This is a genomic window from Leucobacter chromiireducens (assembly GCF_051993095.1).
Classification (GTDB): domain Bacteria; phylum Actinomycetota; class Actinomycetes; order Actinomycetales; family Microbacteriaceae; genus Leucobacter; species Leucobacter chromiireducens.
The window spans coordinates 1,796,335-1,812,799 of record NZ_CP197024.1 but is presented as its reverse complement, the minus strand read 5'-3'; the positions used below and the strand labels follow the sequence as shown (position 1 = coordinate 1,812,799).

At 67.0% G+C, this 16,465-nt stretch carries 16 protein-coding genes and 1 tRNA gene; 13 read left to right on the top strand and 4 right to left on the bottom strand.

All coding sequences use genetic code 11. The annotated features are described in order from the left end of the window. Nucleotides 1-43: 43 nt before the first annotated feature. The 3 genes from ACR81A_RS08140 (at nt 44) to ACR81A_RS08130 (ending at nt 964) form a co-directional block, all read left to right on the top strand. Nucleotides 44-119 (top strand) — tRNA-Val (locus ACR81A_RS08140). Nucleotides 120-458: 339 nt separating this feature from the next. After that, nucleotides 459-590 carry a hypothetical protein gene (locus ACR81A_RS08135; protein WP_440311559.1) on the top strand — a complete coding sequence of 44 codons (132 nt, stop codon included), beginning with the start codon at nt 459-461 and terminating at the stop codon, nt 588-590. A gap of 83 nt (nt 591-673) precedes the next feature. Further along, nucleotides 674-964: a putative quinol monooxygenase gene (locus tag ACR81A_RS08130; protein WP_440311558.1), complete on the top strand. Its 291-nt coding sequence runs from the start codon at nt 674-676 to the stop codon at nt 962-964. On the opposite strand, the gene ACR81A_RS08125 is transcribed toward ACR81A_RS08130, so the two are convergent. Beyond that, nucleotides 940-2,382, bottom strand: a complete 1,443-nt coding sequence (locus tag ACR81A_RS08125; RefSeq protein ID WP_440311557.1) for a PLP-dependent aminotransferase family protein — start codon at nt 2,380-2,382, stop codon at nt 940-942. The two genes, ACR81A_RS08130 and ACR81A_RS08125, sit on opposite strands and share 25 nt — an antisense overlap. A 145-nt stretch (nt 2,383-2,527) precedes the next feature. Between ACR81A_RS08125 and ACR81A_RS08120 the strand changes: the two genes are divergently transcribed. The 5 genes from ACR81A_RS08120 to ruvC all read left to right on the top strand — a co-directional run bounded on the left by ACR81A_RS08120 (nt 2,528) and on the right by ruvC (nt 7,140). Continuing rightward, complete coding sequence (locus ACR81A_RS08120; protein WP_202382797.1) at nt 2,528-3,001, top strand: GNAT family N-acetyltransferase; 474 nt, start codon at nt 2,528-2,530, stop codon at nt 2,999-3,001. Nucleotides 3,002-3,133: 132 nt separating this feature from the next. Next, on the top strand, nt 3,134-5,101 hold the full coding sequence (thrS, locus tag ACR81A_RS08115) for a threonine--tRNA ligase (protein ID WP_440311556.1): 1,968 nt from the start codon (nt 3,134-3,136) through the stop codon (nt 5,099-5,101). Further along, nucleotides 5,089-5,652 carry an HIT family protein gene (locus tag ACR81A_RS08110; RefSeq protein WP_440311555.1) on the top strand — a complete coding sequence of 188 codons (564 nt, stop codon included), beginning with the start codon at nt 5,089-5,091 and terminating at the stop codon, nt 5,650-5,652. The genes thrS and ACR81A_RS08110 overlap by 13 nt, the downstream gene beginning before the upstream one ends. Nucleotides 5,653-5,753: 101 nt before the next feature. After that, nucleotides 5,754-6,518 carry a YebC/PmpR family DNA-binding transcriptional regulator gene (locus tag ACR81A_RS08105; protein WP_202382795.1) on the top strand — a complete coding sequence of 255 codons (765 nt, stop codon included), beginning with the start codon at nt 5,754-5,756 and terminating at the stop codon, nt 6,516-6,518. Nucleotides 6,519-6,546: 28 nt separating this feature from the next. Beyond that, complete coding sequence (gene ruvC, locus ACR81A_RS08100) at nt 6,547-7,140, top strand: crossover junction endodeoxyribonuclease RuvC (protein ID WP_202382794.1); 594 nt, start codon at nt 6,547-6,549, stop codon at nt 7,138-7,140. An 18-nt stretch (nt 7,141-7,158) separates the two neighbouring features. Here ruvC and ACR81A_RS08095 read toward each other — a convergent pair whose 3' ends face one another. The 3 genes from ACR81A_RS08095 to cmtR form a co-directional block, all read right to left on the bottom strand. Then, complete coding sequence (locus ACR81A_RS08095) at nt 7,159-8,052, bottom strand: trimeric intracellular cation channel family protein (RefSeq protein ID WP_337248985.1); 894 nt, start codon at nt 8,050-8,052, stop codon at nt 7,159-7,161. A gap of 4 nt (nt 8,053-8,056) precedes the next feature. After that, a complete protein-coding gene (locus ACR81A_RS08090; protein WP_440311554.1) occupies nt 8,057-9,898 on the bottom strand; it encodes a heavy metal translocating P-type ATPase in 1,842 nt (613 codons plus the stop codon). An 83-nt stretch (nt 9,899-9,981) separates the two neighbouring features. Beyond that, a complete protein-coding gene (gene cmtR, locus ACR81A_RS08085) occupies nt 9,982-10,344 on the bottom strand; it encodes a Cd(II)/Pb(II)-sensing metalloregulatory transcriptional regulator CmtR (protein ID WP_440311553.1) in 363 nt (120 codons plus the stop codon). A gap of 91 nt (nt 10,345-10,435) precedes the next feature. On the opposite strand from cmtR, the gene recO reads away from it, so the two are divergent. The 5 genes from recO to dnaG all read left to right on the top strand — a co-directional run bounded on the left by recO (nt 10,436) and on the right by dnaG (nt 16,390). Further along, a complete protein-coding gene (gene recO / locus ACR81A_RS08080) occupies nt 10,436-11,158 on the top strand; it encodes a DNA repair protein RecO (protein ID WP_202382791.1) in 723 nt (240 codons plus the stop codon). 10 nt (nt 11,159-11,168) lie between these two features. Next, on the top strand, nt 11,169-11,957 hold the full coding sequence (locus ACR81A_RS08075) for an isoprenyl transferase (RefSeq protein ID WP_440311552.1): 789 nt from the start codon (nt 11,169-11,171) through the stop codon (nt 11,955-11,957). A gap of 21 nt (nt 11,958-11,978) precedes the next feature. Next, nucleotides 11,979-13,166, top strand: coding sequence for a tRNA dihydrouridine synthase DusB (gene dusB, locus ACR81A_RS08070; protein ID WP_440311551.1), 1,188 nt, complete (start codon nt 11,979-11,981; stop codon nt 13,164-13,166). Further along, a complete protein-coding gene (locus ACR81A_RS08065) occupies nt 13,159-14,415 on the top strand; it encodes a deoxyguanosinetriphosphate triphosphohydrolase (protein ID WP_202382983.1) in 1,257 nt (418 codons plus the stop codon). Before dusB ends, ACR81A_RS08065 begins: the two co-directional genes overlap by 8 nt. A gap of 97 nt (nt 14,416-14,512) precedes the next feature. Further along, nucleotides 14,513-16,390, top strand: a complete 1,878-nt coding sequence (gene dnaG, locus ACR81A_RS08060; RefSeq protein ID WP_202382788.1) for a DNA primase — start codon at nt 14,513-14,515, stop codon at nt 16,388-16,390. Nucleotides 16,391-16,465 lie beyond the last annotated feature (75 nt).

Here is a 16,465-nt window from a genome sequence, read left to right as displayed (position 1 = left end):
AATATCGATCAGGTTGATGCAAATCCGCAAGGAAATGCGAAACGGGCGATTGGCGCAGTTGGTAGCGCGCTTCCTTCACACGGAAGAGGTCATCAGTTCGAGTCTGGTATCGCCCACCAAAATGCCTGACGGGAACATGTCACATCAGTAGATGTTGGATGTTCCCGTTTTGCTTTTCTGGGGCCTCGTGCGTTCCTGGGGTTTCTCTTGGTGCCGGTGAGCCTGCAGAAAGCAGTACCCCCGGAGACATGCTCTCGCAGAGACCTTCCGGGGTCTTCGCTCGGCGCGGTACTACAGGAGGTGCGACGGTGACCGGGGGCTGCACGCATGCGTCCCAGCTCGCCAAGGTGCTCTTAGTCGAACGGTTGGCACCTTACCTCCGAGCGGCGAACGGCGACTTCGCTGAAGCGGTCCGGCGTCGAGTAGCACAGTTGCGTCGCGGGGAGACCTCGGGTCGCGTGATCGCCGAACTCAATCTCGGCTTCTGGAGGTTCCTGCTCGCGAAGCGCTATGAAGAGACGCTGTGGACCGGCACCCTCCGCCACGCCTTTCCGCATCTGCTGCCGCTCATTGCTGCTCGGCCGCACTGACCGTCCAACTCCAACTTGCCGAGTCGTCGAATGGCTGACTCGGGTGTTCGCTGAATCAGGCGGCGCCTGGAATGATGGCGAGCATGCTGAAGATGATCGCTCAGGACTTCATTCGGGAAGACGCCGTACACATTGTGCTCCCGTTCTACGAAGAGCTCGTTGAGCTGACGCGGCGCGAGCCGCTCAACATCTCCTACGAGCTGTACGTTGACGAGACTGATCCTGGACACTTCGTTTTCGTCGAAGAATGGCCCGATCGCGCCGCCCTCGACGCGCACTGCGCTACCGAACACTTCCGGCGGCTCGTCCCGCTGATCGACGCGCACCAGCGTGCCGCGAACACCTACCTTCAGATGCGCCCAGCGTTCGGGTAGCCCGGCTCGACTGCAGAAGGCTCGTGCATGAGCGACCTCTCGGAGAAGAGCGCGCCGAGCCTGCGGGCACCCTCCGCGAACTGCGCTGGAGTGCCCGCACCAAACGAGAACCGCAGGTGTGGGGCAGGCGGTTCGTCAACGAAGAAGTGTCGGCCGTTGCCTACGAGGACCCCGTTGTCTTCCGCCGCCGCGCACACCGCATCGGTATCTGTGCCGAAGGGGAGCCGCGCCCAGACGTGCAGCCCGCCGCGCGGGGGAGCCGCGATGCGGGCCTGCGGAAGCGACTCGCGTAGTGCGGCCAGCAGAGCATCACGCCGCATCGCAAGCGACTGCGCGAGGCGAGAGAGATGGCGTGGCCACGCACTCGAGGTGAGGAGGCTGAGCGCGACCTCCTGGATGAGCGGCGCGACGCCGAGATCCTCCGCGGTGCGCGACGCGCGCAGGCGTGCCGCCGCGGGACCGCGCGCGACGAGCGCGCCGAGCCTGAGCCCTGGCGATGCTGGTTTCGACAGGGTGAGCACTGAGACGACATGCCCATCCAGTGCCGCGGTGAAGAGCGGAGGCGGTGTCTGCGCCTCGATGCCCAAATGCCGCGCCCAATCGTCCTCGATGATGAACGCGCTGTACTGAGCGGCGAGCTCGAGCACGCGGGCGCGACGCTCGGCGCTGAGGGTTGCGCCCGTGGGGTTTGCGAATCCCGGCTGCAGATAGATGAGCCGCGCACGGCTCCGCCGGAGCTCCTCTTCTAGGCGGTCAACGAGAATCCCGTTTGCATCGGTGGGGACGGGGGCGAGCCGCAGCCCCGCGCTCTGGGCCGCGATGAGGGCGCCGGGATAGCTCGGACTCTCGGTGATGAGTGTGGCACCCGGCTCGGAGAGCGTGCGCATGGCGAAAACGAGCGCCTGCTGGCCACCCGGCGTGACGATCACCTCGTTCGGGTCGGCGCGATACGGCGCAGCGAGGACGCGACGGAGCTCGGGTGATCCCGTCGGTGGCGTCATCGCCCAGGACCGCGCCTGCTTCGCGGCGCGAGAGGCGAGCCTGTGCAACTCTTCTGCGGGAAGCAGCTCGGGCGCGAGATACCCCCAGGACAGCGGCAGGTGATCGGCGCTGCCGTATCCGCCCAGACGCGCGGCTCGATCGGGATCCACGCGTGCACTGCCGAGCGCCTGGTTCTGCCAGGAGAAGTTTGGTTCGCGCGTTTCGCCCACTCCAACCGCGAACGTGCCGCGGCCGGGCTCTGCGCGGACCAGGCCCAGCGCGCTGAGTTCGGCGAGCGCAGCAGACACGGTCGCTGCACTGGCGCTGAATTCCTGCGAGAGCGCTCGAACTCCAGGCAGCCGGGTCTCTGGTGCGAGACCTGCGATGCGCGGACGCAGGCGCGCAGCAATCTCGGCAGCTCTGTTATCCTGAATCATGAAGCTAGTCAATAACGTTACTCAGTTTTGTGCAACTGCGTTACGCCCCGCGCGAGGGCCGCCGGTGCCAGCGATCCCAATCTCGGATCATCTCCCCACCCCGAGCCGCGCCGTGCTCATCCACCAGATATATGAAGGACCAGCTTTGTCGAATCACTCGCACACCACCGTTCGTTTTCTCGCTCCCGCTGACGAGCCGCGCTGGCGCGCGCTCTTCCGCGCGTACCGCGAGTTCTACCGCCTCCCCGAATCGGAGGAGGTGGTGTCCCGCGCGTGGGGGTGGATGATGGACCCCCGCCACGAGTGCAACGCCCTTGTTGCCGAGGCCGACGGCGAAGTGCTCGGCTTCGCGCACCACCGACGGTTCTCTGCGCCCTACACCGGGACCACCCACCTCTTCCTGGACGACCTCTTTACCGATCCGGCCGTCCGTGGTCGCGGCGTGGGCCGTGCGCTCATCACTCGCCTGCGTGAAATGGCTGCCGCGGAGGGGCGGGCCGGGGTGCAGTGGGTTACCGCGGCAGATAACCACCAGGCGCAGGCCCTCTACAACACGCTCGCCACGCCCGCGAGCTGGATCACCTACGATGCCGAGCCGCTTCCCCGAGCGGCGGAGTAGTCGTCGACACGTTGCCTGACGGGTCGCGTGTCACGCCGTGTGCGGGGCGCGCGACCCGGGTGCATGCGTTCCCCGGATCCTGCGCGATAGAATTGCCGGGTCCGGTTTCTCTTTTCGAAGGAGTGTGCCCACGTGGCCGATGGCTTCTCCCTGTTCACTGATCGTTCCATTGTCGCAATGCGCGTCAATGGCGAGCTGCGCGACCTCGCGACCGAGGTTGCGGAGACGGACACGGTGGAGCCCGTCGCAATCGACACGGAAGACGGGCTGAACATCCTCCGCCACTCGGCGGCACACGTGCTCGCCCAGGCCGTGCAGCGCATCAATCCGGAGACCACCCTCGGCATTGGCCCGCCCATCACCGATGGGTTCTACTACGACTTCGATCCGGCTGAGCCCTTCACCCCCGAGGATCTGAAGGCGATCTCTAGCGAGATGCAGAAGATCGTGAAGCAGGGCCAGCGCTTCGTTCGCCGTGTGGTGACCGAGGATGAGGCCCGCGCCGAGCTCGCGAACGAGCCCTACAAGCTCGAGCTCATTGGCCTCAAGGGCGGTGCCGATTCGGGCAGCGACAACGAGAGCGTCGAGGTGGGTGGCGCCGAGCTGACCATCTACGACAACGTCGACCCGAAGACCGGTGAGGTCTGCTGGAAGGACCTCTGCCGCGGCCCGCACGTGCCGAACACACGCATGCTGGGGAATGGTTGGGCCTTGATGCGCAGCGCTGGTGCGTACTGGCGTGGCAGCGAGGCGAACCCGATGCTGCAGCGCATCTACGGCACTGCGTGGCCCACGAAGGATGAGCTGCGCGCGTACCAGACTCGCCTGGAGGAGGCCGCGAAGCGCGACCATCGCAAGCTGGGCGTCGAGCTCGACCTCTTCTCGTTCCCCGACGAAATCGGCTCGGGGCTCGCGGTGTTCCACCCGAAGGGCGGCATCATCCGCCACGAGATCGAGAACTTCATGCGCTCGGAGCTGCTGAAGAACGGCTACGAGGTGGTGAACAGCCCCCACATCACGAAGGGCTCCCTCTTCGAGACCAGCCAGCACATCAACTGGTACAAGGACGGCATGTTCCCGGCGATGCACCTCGACGAGGTCGTCGACGCCGAGGGCAACGTGACGAAGCAGGGTCAGGACTACTACCTGAAGCCCATGAACTGCCCGTTCCACAACCTCATCTTCCGCGCCCGCTCGCGCAGCTACCGCGAGCTGCCGCTGCGCCTCGCGGAGTTCGGCACGGTCTACCGGTACGAGAAGAGCGGCACGCTCTCCGGCCTTACCCGCGTGCGCGGACTCACGCAGGATGATGCGCACATCTACGTCACAGACGAGCAGGTGAAGGACGAGATCAAGACCCAGCTCGAGTTCGTCTTCGACACGCTGCGCGCCTACGGCCTGAACGACTTCTACCTCGAGCTCTCTACCCGGGATCCCGAGAAGTCGGTCGGTACCGAGGAGCAGTGGGCCGAGGCTGAGCAGACGCTGCGCGAGGTCGGCGAAGAATCGGGCCTCGAGCTGGTCGCCGATCCCGGTGGGGCGGCGTTCTATGGTCCGAAGATTTCCGTGCAAGCGCGCGACGCCATTGGGCGCACCTGGCAGCTCTCCACCGTGCAGCTCGACTTCAACCAGCCCGAGCTGTTTGAACTCGAGTACGCGGCAGCCGATGGCACGCGCAAGCAGCCCGTCATGATCCACCGTGCACTGCTCGGCTCCGTTGAGCGCTTCTTCGCGATCCTGCTTGAGCATTACGCTGGCGCGTTCCCCGTGTGGCTCTCGCCCACGCAGGTGGTCGGCATCCCCGTCGCGGAGCAGTACGGCGAATACCTCGACGGTGTGATCGCGGAACTGCGTAAGCGCGGCGTGCGTGCCGAGGTCGATCACTCTGACGACCGGATGCCGAAGAAGATTCGCACCCACACGAAGGGCAAGATCCCGTTCCAGCTGATCGCTGGTGAAGAGGATCGCGCCGCGGGCGCCGTGTCGTTCCGCTTCCGCGACGGCACGCAGCTGAACGGTGTGCCGGTCGCCGAGGCAATCGAGCGGATCGTGGGCTCGATCGAGTCGCATGAGCAGGTGTCGACGGCGTGGACCGCGTAGAAGACCTTTCGACCACCGCAGCGGTGGGCACCCCGGACGAGATGGATCGTCTGTGGGTGCCCCACCGCATGGTGTACGTAAAGGATCACCACCAGCCGACGCAACACGATTGCCCGTTCTGCGAGGCGCCCGAAAAGGGTGATGAGGACGCGCTTATCGTTGCGCGGGGCGAAACCGCGTACGTGATCCTGAATCTGTTTCCGTACAACAACGGGCACATGCTCGTGTGCCCGTACCGGCACATCGCGAGCTACGACGAGGCTACGCCCGCCGAGGTGGCGGAGATTGGCGCGCTCACGCAGCGCGCCATGCGTGTTGCCCGCGAGGTCATGGGCTGCGACGGTTTCAACCTCGGCATGAACCAGGGTGCGATCGCGGGGGCCGGCGTCGCCGCCCACCTGCACCAGCACATCGTGCCGCGATGGGCGTCGGATGCAAACTTCTTCCCGATTATCGCGAAGACCAAGGCGCTGCCCCAGCTGCTGGGCGAGGTCCGAGAGAAGCTCGCCACGGCGTGGGCAGACCCTCCGGACGGAGTGCAGCCCGAGTAGCGACACGCGGATCGGGCGGACGCAATGGCGGTGGGAATCGAATGGTTCTCGGCCGCGCTCGCACAGATTTCAACAGACTGACACACGGAAGGAGTCCGATCATGTCCGGACACTCCAAATGGGCAACCACAAAGCACAAGAAGGCGATCCTTGATTCGCGTCGCGCGAAGGCTTTCGCGAAGTACATCAAGGTAATTGAGGTTGCGGCCCGTATCGGCGGCCCGGACCTCGCGGGCAACCCTGCCCTCGCCGATGCGGTGCACAAAGCCAAGAAGAACTCCGTTCCCGGCGACAACATCGATCGCGCGATCAAGCGCGGTGCCGGGCTCGATGGCGATGCCGTTGAGTACACGACGATCATGTACGAAGGCTATGGCCCCAACGGTGTCGCGCTGATGATCGAGTGCCTGACCGACAACAAGAACCGCGCTGCCGCAGAGGTGCGCACCGCGCTGAACCGAAACGGCGGCACGCTTGCTGACCCCGGTTCCGTTGCGTACAACTTCGCGCGCAAGGGCGTCATTTCTGTTCCCGCGGAGGGGACGACTGAGGATGACGTACTGATGGCCGTGCTCGAGGCCGGCGCCGAGGAGGTCACCCCCGCGCCGAACGGCGAGTCTTTCGAGGTGCTCACCGAGCCGTCAGAATTGGTTGCCGCCCGCACCGCGCTCGTTGACGCGGGAATCGACTACGACTCGGCCGACGCTGAGTTCGTGCCGAGTCTCAAGGTGGAGATCGACGCCGATACGGCACGCAAGGTCTTCCGCCTTATCGACGCGCTCGAAGACAGCGACGATGTGCAGAACGTGTTCTCGAACTTCGACCTGACCCCCGAGGTGCAGGCCGAGCTCGCAGAAGACGAGTAGCACCATCTCATCAGCGGCGCCCCGACCCATGCGCATCATCGGAATCGACCCCGGCCTCACCCGCTGCGGCGTCGGCATCGTGACCGCAGGGACGGGGCGCCGCGTTGAGTTTTCGCACGTTGAGGTACTGGGCAGCCCCGCTGGCGCCAGCCTGCCTGCACGCTTGCACCAGATCGGCTCAGGGATCCGACGGCTGCTCGATGGAGAGCGCCCCGATGGGATCGCACTCGAGCGTGTCTTTGCGCAAAGCAACGTCGCGAGCGTCATGGGCGTCGCGCAGATCAGCGGGGTCGTCATGTACCTGGCTGAAGAGCGTGGGATCCCGGTGGCGCTCTACACCCCGAACGAAGTGAAGTCTCAGGTGACCGGCTACGGCGCTGCCGACAAGGCGCAGGTCACCACGATGGTCACCCGACTGCTCGGCCTCGCGGCACCGCCGAAGCCCGCCGACGCGGCTGACGCGCTCGCCCTCGCCATTACTCACGCCTGGCACCTGGGGCGTGGTGGCGCGGCCGACCGCCAAGGGAAGGGCGTTGCGCCGGCGGGGGAGACCCCGGCCCAGCGCGCGTGGCGCGAGGCCGAGGCGAAACTCGGTCGTCGGCGAAGCGGGCCCCGCGCGTAGCCTCCGAGCGAGGAACAGCTACTCGCGTCGGTCTTCCGGCGGGCACTCCCGCGGGTCTTCGCCCGGGCCGGGACGCATGTCCCACAGCGGGTCTGGCTTCACCTCTGGGCTTGCTCCCGTGGAGTGTGAGCGCGCGGCCCCGCTCGCGGTTCCGAAGTCATCGACCTCGCCAAGATCGGTCACATCCGCGAGGTGCGAGAGATCGATGGGCAGCGTGATCGCGCCGGTCGTGAGCGCCTCTTCGATGACCTGCTCCACCTGGCGCTGTCGGCGCAGTTGGATTCGGCTGAGCGCGCGCTGCTCGGGAAGACTCCACCCGAAGCGCACGGCGAGCAACCGCAGGATCGCTGTGACGATGACACACACAACGCCCGCAACCATCACGGGAACCCCGAGGGCGAGGAGCACCGCGAGCGTCGCGACGCCGACGAGACTTGCGACCGCGTAGAGCGAGCCGACGTGCATGAGAGCGATCGGAATGTTGAGCATCACGTCACGGAGCACGCCGCCACCCACCGCGGAGACGGTGCCGATGAAGAGCGCCGGGATCACGGGCATTCCCATGGCGAGCGCCTTTGTCGTGCCGATCGCGCCGAACATCCCGATGCTCAGCGCGTCGAGCACGGTGATCACCGGGTCGACCTTCTGGAGGAGGCGCGGCAGCAGCATGCCGACGAACGCCGCGAGCGTTGCGACGACCAGATACAGGTTTTCGGAGAACGCGGCGGGGGTGACGCCGAGCAGAATGTCGCGGAGGAAGCCGCCGCCGATGCCCGACGCGATGCCGATGATCGCTACGCCGAGGAGATCAATGCGCTTGAAGCCTGCGGCGAACAGCGCACCCTGCAGACTGCCCACGCCGACCGCGATGAGGTCGATGGGGAGCGGGGTACGGAACGTCTCGTCAAGCACACACCTATTCTCCTGCATCCCCCGGGATGGCGCCTGCTGAGCCTCCCAGCCGCGCTGCGCGGAGTCCGTTCGCGATCACCACGACCTCAGCGATCTCGTGCACCAGCACGACTCCGCCGAGGCTGAGTACGCCACTCAGAGCGAGCGGGACAAGAACGGCAATGATCCCAATCGAGAGGACGATGTTCTGTGTCATGATGCCGCGGCTCCGCTTGGCGTGCGCGAGCATTATCGGGATCGCCGAAAGCGTGTGCCCGGCGAGAGCCACATCCGCCGCTTCAACGGCCGCGGCCGAGCCCGCAGTCCCCAGCGCGATACCGACGGTCGCCGTCGCGAGTGCGGGGGCGTCGTTCATGCCGTCACCCACCATCGCGGTCGGCGCGTCTTCGCTCAGTGTGCGAACCGCGGCTGCCTTGTCGGCGGGGAGCTGTTCCGCCCGCACATCGGTGATGCCGGCCGCGTCGCCCAGTGCGCGGGCGGTACGCGCGTTGTCGCCAGTCAGCATGAGGGTGCGCAGGCCTTGCGCGGTGAGCTGTCGTACGGTGCGCGCAGCGTCCGCTCGAAGTTCGTCGCGCACCCCGATCACGCCTACCGGGGCGCCCGCACGCTCGACCACGACTACGGTCATCCCGTCGGCGGCGAGCTCGTCCGTGCGTTCCGCGAGCGCACCGGGGGAGATCCAACGGCTGCTGCCGACGCGGACTGCGACCCCATCGACCATGCCTGCAACGCCGTGCCCAGGATGCTCGCGCACTGCCGTGGCCGGGAGCGCATGTGGCACTGCGGCTGCGAATGCCGCCGCGAGCGGGTGTCCGCTGTCGCGCTCCACCGCAGCCGCCCACGACAGCACCTGTTCTGGAACTCTGCCCTCGGCCGCGTGACAGGCGACGATGCGCGGGGTTCCGGCGGTGAGCGTTCCGGTCTTGTCGAATGCGATCGTGCGAATCCCACCCAGCCGTTCGAACGCGGAGCCGGAAGTCACCACGATGCCGAGCCGGGCGAGCGCGCCAATGGCGCTGATCACGGTGACGGGGACCGAGATGGCGAGGGCGCAGGGGGAAGCAGCAACCAGCACGATGAGTGCTCGCTCGAGCCACGCTCGTGGATCGTCTGACCAGAGTCCCAGAATTGCCACCACCGCGGCCAGCCCGAGAATTGTTGGAACGAGGGGGCGCGCAATGCGATCGGCCAGCCGTGCGCGTTCACCCTTCTGGGCTTGTGCTTCACGCACCAGCGTGACCGTGTGGGTGAGGGAACTGTCGCTTCCCGGCGCGGTTGCGGTGAGACGCAGTGCACCGCTGTTGTTCAGGCTGCCCGCAAGCAGGGCGTCACCCGGCCCGACGGCCACCGGGATGGACTCGCCCGTCACTGCTGAAGCGTCGACGGTGGAGTTGCCTGACTCGATGACCGCGTCCGTGGGCACCCGGTCGCCTGCTCTGAGCAATATGAGGTCGCCGACGCGCAGCTGGGCAACAGGCACTTCGCGCGCCTCGCCTGCCGCGACAATGTACGTCGTTTCGGGGAGCAATGTGAGGAGTGTGTAGACCCCGTCGCGTGCGTGACGCATCGCGCGGTGCTCAAGTGCCTCCGCGAATGCGAAGAGAAAAGCAAGCATGGCGGCCTCTGCGAGCTGCCCGAGCGCGATCGCCCCAACCGCGGCGATGGTCATGAGGAGCCCGATAGTGAGGACTCCGCTGCCCAGCTTCCGGAGTGCGCGCGGCGTGAACGTCGAGCCACCAAGCGCGACCGCGACGAGGAAGGCTGCCTCCGATGCGATCTTGAATCCAAGGAACTCGATTGCCACGCCAACAATCAGCGTGAGCCCGGCCGCGAGCGGCACGAGCATCGTGGGATCACGCCACCAGCTGGGCTGTATGGGCGATCGTGGCTTCTTCTCTGCTGTGGGTGAGGGAGTGCAGCAGTCCTCGCTCACGCGTTCGTTCCGGTCTGCGTCTCACAGCCCGGCACCGAACACGTGGGGTCAATGCAGGGGACGCGCTCATCGACGTTCAGTGTGACCTCGACCAGCGCCCGGAATGCGGCAGCGAGGTGCGGGTCAGCGAGTTCATACCGCGTCTTTCGTCCCTCCGGTGTCGCGGTGACAATGCCGCACCCGCGGAGGCAGGTGAGGTGGTTGGAGACATTCGTGCGCGTGATGTCCAGCGCGCGGGCAAGCTCGGCCGGGTATCCGGGGTGTTCGAGGAGAGCGAGCAAAATTCGAGAACGCGTGGGGTCGGCCATGGCGCGGCCCAGGCGATTCATCGCGTCGACACGATCAGGAATGGTCAGCATGTGATGACCATACAGTGAACGCTGACCAATTGCGAGCCTGTGGGGCCTGGCGTACGGCGCGAGTGTCAGCGGGGTGCGCGATACTGGGGGAGTGCCCCTCTATCGTGAACAAGGTGTGGTGCTTCGCACGCACAAGCTCGGCGAAGCCGACCGCATCGTCACGTTCCTGACCCGTGGTCGCGGCGTGCTGCGCGCCGTCGCGAAGGGGGTGCGACGCACGTCGTCGAAGTTCGGCGCGCGGCTTGAGCCGTTCATGGTGGCCGACCTCCAGTGCTTCGAGGGCCGAACACTCGACACGATTACGCAGGCCGAGACTGTGGGAGCCTACGGGCCAGCAATCAGCGCAGATTACGAGCGATACCGCGCGGGAAGCGCGATGGTCGAGGCCGCCGAAAAACTCGCGGAGGGCGAGCCGACGCAGGCGTTCTACACGCTCCTGGTGGGCGCGCTCCGCACGCTTGCGGCGGGCAAGATCCCAAGCGAACTCGTGCGCGATGGATACCTGCTCCGCGCGCTCGCGCAGGCCGGTTGGACCCCGGGGTTTGTGGACTGCGTGCGCTGCGGGGCCCCTGGCCCGCACACCGCGGTCGTCGTGCAACTCGGCGGCGTGGTGTGTGAGGAATGCCGCCCGCCGGGCGCGCCCCGCCTGGACCCCGGCAGCATCACGCTCTTGCAGGCGCTCCTCGCGGGCGACTGGGAGACAGCGCTGGCCGCCTCCGAGCGCGAGCGCGGCCAGGCGGCAGGCATCGTCGCGGCGTACACGCAGTGGCACCTCGAGCGTGGCCTGCGCTCCTTCTCCACACCGCGGCTTTAGAATCGGAACCATGTTCTCTGCCCCCGACGCACTCGTACCGGTTGATTGGACAGGGGCCGAGCCGCCCCGCTTCGCGGGCCCCGCCCCGAAGCACGTTGCCATCGTGATGGACGGCAACGGACGCTGGGCGAATCAGCGCGGCCTGTCCCGCGTTGAGGGGCACCGCATGGGCGAGCAGGTGCTGCTCGACGTGGTGGCTGGCGCGATCCAGGCGGGGGTGACACACCTCAGCGTCTACGCGTTCTCCACGGAGAACTGGCGGCGCTCGCCCGATGAGGTCCGCTTCCTGATGGGCTTCAACCGAGACGTGCTGCGCCGCCGTCGCGCCCAGCTCCACTCTTGGAATGTGCGCATGCGCTGGGCCGGGCGCAAGCCCAAGCTCTGGGGGTCGGTGATCAGCGAGCTGCGCGCATCCGAGCGGGAAACCGCAAACAACACCGGCCTCACTCTCACGATGTGCGTGAACTATGGCGGACGCAACGAGCTCGTGGACGCGGTACGCGCCATCGCCGCGGACGTCGAGAGCGGCCGGCTCACCCCGGGCGGCATCACGGAGCGCACCCTCGAACGCCACCTGTATGTGCCGGAGCTGCCCGACGTGGACCTCTTCCTGCGCAGCTCGGGCGAACAGCGCACCAGCAACTTCATGCTCTGGCAGTCCGCCTACGCGGAGATGGTATTCCTCGACACCCTGTGGCCGGATTTCAGCCGCGAGGAGCTGTGGCGCGCGATCCAGATCTATCATGCGCGGGATCGGCGCTTCGGTGGGGCTGTGGATACGCCGACTGCGGACTCCTGAACGTGAGAGAATAGGCAGGATATGACTGCCCAGACCCTTCCCGACTCCCGGCTTCGCATCGGGCCGCTCACGCTCGACGTGCCCGTGGTGCTCGCCCCGATGGCCGGAATCACGAACACCGCCTTCCGGCGCCTGTGCCGCGAGTACGGCGCTGGCCTGTACGTGAGCGAGATGATCACCAGCCGTGCGCTCGTCGAGCGCACGCCCGCGTCGCTGCGTCTCATCAAGCATCACGAGAGCGAGACGCCGCGCTCCATCCAGCTCTACGGGGTCGACCCGAAGACGGTGTCTGAAGCGGTGCGCTTCCTGGTGGATCAGGACCTCGCGGATCACATCGATCTGAACTTTGGCTGCCCTGTGCCGAAGGTGACGCGCAAGGGCGGCGGCTCCGCGCTGCCATGGAAGCGCGACCTGTTCGAGGCCATCGTCACCGGCGCGGTGAAGGCGGCGGGCGATATCCCGCTGACGATCAAGATGCGCAAGGGCATCGATCAGGATCACCTCACGTACCTGGATGCCGCGCGCGCGGCGGAGGGGGCTGGCGTTGCCGCGATCGCCCTGCACGGTCGCACGACGAACGAGTTCTACTCGGGCGAGGCCGACTGGTCGTCGATCGCGACCCTCAAGGAGACGATTACGAGTGTGCCGATCCTCGGCAACGGTGACATCTGGTCCGCGGAAGACGCGATTCGGATGGTGCGCGAGACCGGTTGCGACGGCGTGGTGGTCGGGCGCGGCTGCCTCGGTCGCCCGTGGCTCTTCGGGGATCTCGCCGCGGCGTTCCGCGCCGAGGCTGGCGAGCTCAGCTGGGACGAAGCGGAGGCCGCGATCGCGAAACCGCCGCTCGGCTTCGTGATGGAGGCGATGCGCCGCCATACCGAACTGCTCATCGAATTCTTCGACGGCGAGGAGGATCGTGCCTGCCGCGATATTCGCAAGCACGTCGCCTGGTACTACAAGGGCTACGGCGTGGGAGGCGACACACGCCGCGCACTCGCGACGGTCGAGTCACTTGCGCAGATGGATGAGATCTTCGCGACGATGGACGCCGCGATGCCGTACCCCGGTGAGGGTGCGGAGGGGCAGCGCGGCAGAGCGGGTTCGCCGAAGCGCGTGCACCTGCCCGATGGCTGGCTGAAGAGCCGCACGAGCGAGGGTATTGACTTTGCAGACCTTGCTGAGGCTGAGCGGGACGATTCGGGTGGCTGAGGCGCTGCCCGAGGGGTACAGCGCTGAGGACGCAGAGCGCTTCGCACCGGAGACCCACGGTGGCGCACGTTCCGATTTTGCGCGGGATCGTGCGCGTGTGCTGCATTCGAGCGCCTGGCGCCGCTTGGCGGCAAAGACGCAGGTGCTCAGTCCCACCGCGGGAATCGATTTCGCGCGGAATCGGCTGACGCACTCGCTCGAGGTCGCGCAGATTGGCCGTGAGCTTGCTGTTGCGCTCGGGCTCGCGCAAGACGTCGTAGATACCGCGTGCCTCGCGCACGATCTGGGCCACCCACCGTTTGGGCACAATGGGGAGAAAGCCCTGAACGCTTGGGCGGCCGACGCGGGCGGCTTCGAGGGCAATGCGCAGACGCTGCGCCTGCTCACCCGACTCGAGCCGAAGCGCTTCGCAGCTGATGGCTCGAGCCTGGGGCTGAACCTCACCCGTGCCACCCTCGACGCGAGCTGCAAGTACCCGTGGAGCCTCGCTGAGGCTGAGCCGGGCAGCGTGAAGTTCGGCTACTTCGCGGATGACGAGCCCGTGTTCGCCTGGCTGCGCCAGGGCGCTCCGGCTCGGGTGAAGTGTGCCGAGGCGCAGGTCATGGATCTCTCGGACGATATTGCGTACTCCGTGCATGACTTTGAGGACGCCGTCGTGAGCGAGTACATCGATCCTGAGATCCTCACCGCGCGCTCGGGGCACGACTCGCTCATTCGCGCTGTCTCAGAGTGGGCCGGTGGGTCGTTCTCGAGTGATGAGCTCGGCGCGGCGTACGACCGCATCGCGGAGACCGACACCTGGCTGACTCGGTGGGACGGCTCGCGTGGCCACCAAGCGCAGCTGAAGAACTTCACGAGCGACATGATTGGCCGCTTCGCCCGCGCATCAATCACGGCGACTCTCGCGGAGGCCGATGGTCGGCCGCTCGCCCGCTACGGCTCCGGCGTCGTCGTGCCTGCCGAGATCCGCGCCGAGATTGCCGTCCTCAAGGGCATCGTGGCGGCCTTCGTGATGGCGAGTGGGCGCCGCCAGCCGACGTATCGCCGCCAGCGTGATCTGCTCACCGAGCTGCTCGAAGCGCTGTGGGCGGCGGGGGAGCGTTCGCTCGAGCCCGCGTTCGCGGCTGACTTCCGAGCCGCGACCGACGAGGCGGGGGCGCGACGCGCGGTCGTCGACCAGGTGGCGTCGCTCACGGATCAGGCCGCGATCGCCTGGCACAAGGAACATTGCGACATTCCCCTCGTGTGACGCGCCGAAAGGCGCGAGCTCAGTGAAGTGGGCCCCGCGCGCTCCGCCTGTGGAGATCGTCGGTGCCGGTGCCGTTCGCGGCACTAAGCTGGCGGGTATGGCAGGCAGGATCCGCGCGAGCGACATTGAGGAAGTGAAGCGGCGCACGAACCTCGGCGATCTCGTGGGCGACTACGTCACGCTCAAGAACGCGGGGATCGACTCGATGAAGGGGCTGTGCCCGTTCCACGACGAGCGCAGCCCGTCGTTTCACGTGCGCCCCGCGCTTGGGTACTACCACTGCTTCGGCTGCGGTGAGTCTGGCGACGCCTTCACTTTCCTGCAGCGCATGGACCATCTCACCTTCGCCGAGTCGGTTGAACGTCTTGCCGCGCGCATTCACTACGTGCTCACCTACGAGGAGGGCAACTTCCAACGGGAGGACGGCCCGAATCGTGCGCGCCTGCTCGCCGCGAATCAGGCCGCCGCGGCCTTCTACGTCGCGCAACTAGCGACCGAGGAGGGTGCCGCTGGACGCGCATTCCTCGAGCAGCGCGGCTTCGACCCCGCGGCCGCCGAGCGATTCGGCGTCGGCTACGCGCCGCGCGGCTGGAACGGCGTGACCGATCACCTGAAGGCGCAGGGCTTCACACCCGCCGAGCTTGCCCAGGCTGGCCTGGTGTCGGAAGGCCAGCGAGGCGTCTACGACCGCTTTCGCGGTCGCGTGGTGTGGCCCATTCGAGACACGAGTGGGCAGACGATCGGCTTCGGCGCGCGCAAGCTGTACGAGGACGACAACGGACCGAAGTACCTGAACACCCCGGAGACGCCGGTCTACCACAAGTCGCAGGTGCTCTACGGGCTTGACCTCGCGAAGCGCGCGATCTCCCGCGGCAAGCGTGCCGTCGTGGTGGAGGGCTACACCGACGTGATGGCCTGCCACCTGGCCGGAATCGACACGGCGGTTGCCACCTGTGGCACCGCGTTCGGGAAAGAGCACATCTCGGTGCTGCGCCGCATCATGGGCGATGACACCGCCGCCGAGGTGGTCTTCACATTTGACCCCGACGAGGCCGGCCAGAAGGCCGCGCTGCGCGCGTTCAGCGAGGAGAAGCGCTTCACCGCGCAGACGTATGTCGCGGTGGCACCCGATGGCTACGATCCCTGCGACCTGCGACTGCACCGCGGGGATGAAGCGGTGCGAGAGCTCTTCACCCGAAAGCAGCCGCTGTTCGAATTCGCGCTCCGCCAGGCGGTCTCGCGCTTCGACCTGAACTCAGTGGAGGGCCGCGTCTCTGCGCTCCGCGCCGCCGCGCCGATCGTCGCGGAAATCAAGGATCCCTCGCTGCGCCCGGGGTACGCGCGGGAGCTCGCGCGCATGCTCGGTGTCGAGCTCGCCGAGGTGCAGCATGCGGTGCGCACATCCGAGCGCGGCGGACGCGGCGCAGCCTCGCAGGCTGGCCCCGACCGTGGCCCGGAACCGGACTACTCGGGCAACCTGGGCGGCGCGCCCGCCGCGCCCGTACTGGGTATCGCAGCGCTCCGAAATCTCCCGACGACGCGACTCGAGCGGGATGCGCTGATGGCGATGTTGCAGCAGGGCGACGCAATCGGCGCGGAGCTGCTGCAGCAGGCCGCGACCGCGCAGGTGAACGAACCAAACCTGCGCATCGTGCGCGATGCCATCGCCTCGGCGCTCCCCGCGCTCGGCACGCCCGAGTGGCTCGAGACCGTGTCCGCCGCCACGCCCGAGACGCATCGCGGGCTGTTCCGTGAGTTGACGGTGTTGCCGATGCCGGAGCGCCGGGCCGAGCACCTACCGGTGTACGCGCGGGACGTTGTGGTGTCGCTCCTCGACCGAGATCTGGTAGGGCTGAAGCAGGAGCTCCTGGCGCGCATGCAGCGCATCGGCGACTCCTCCGACCCGGGCTCACGACGCCTGCAGGAGCAGCTCGTTGCGCTTGAAGCGGCGCGCCGAGGCCTCCGCGAAGAGTAAACACGTCGGGCGCGCAACGCCAGCGTGCATGCGCCGTCCCCTAGGCTTGCGCACACGGACCCTTGGTGCACGTTG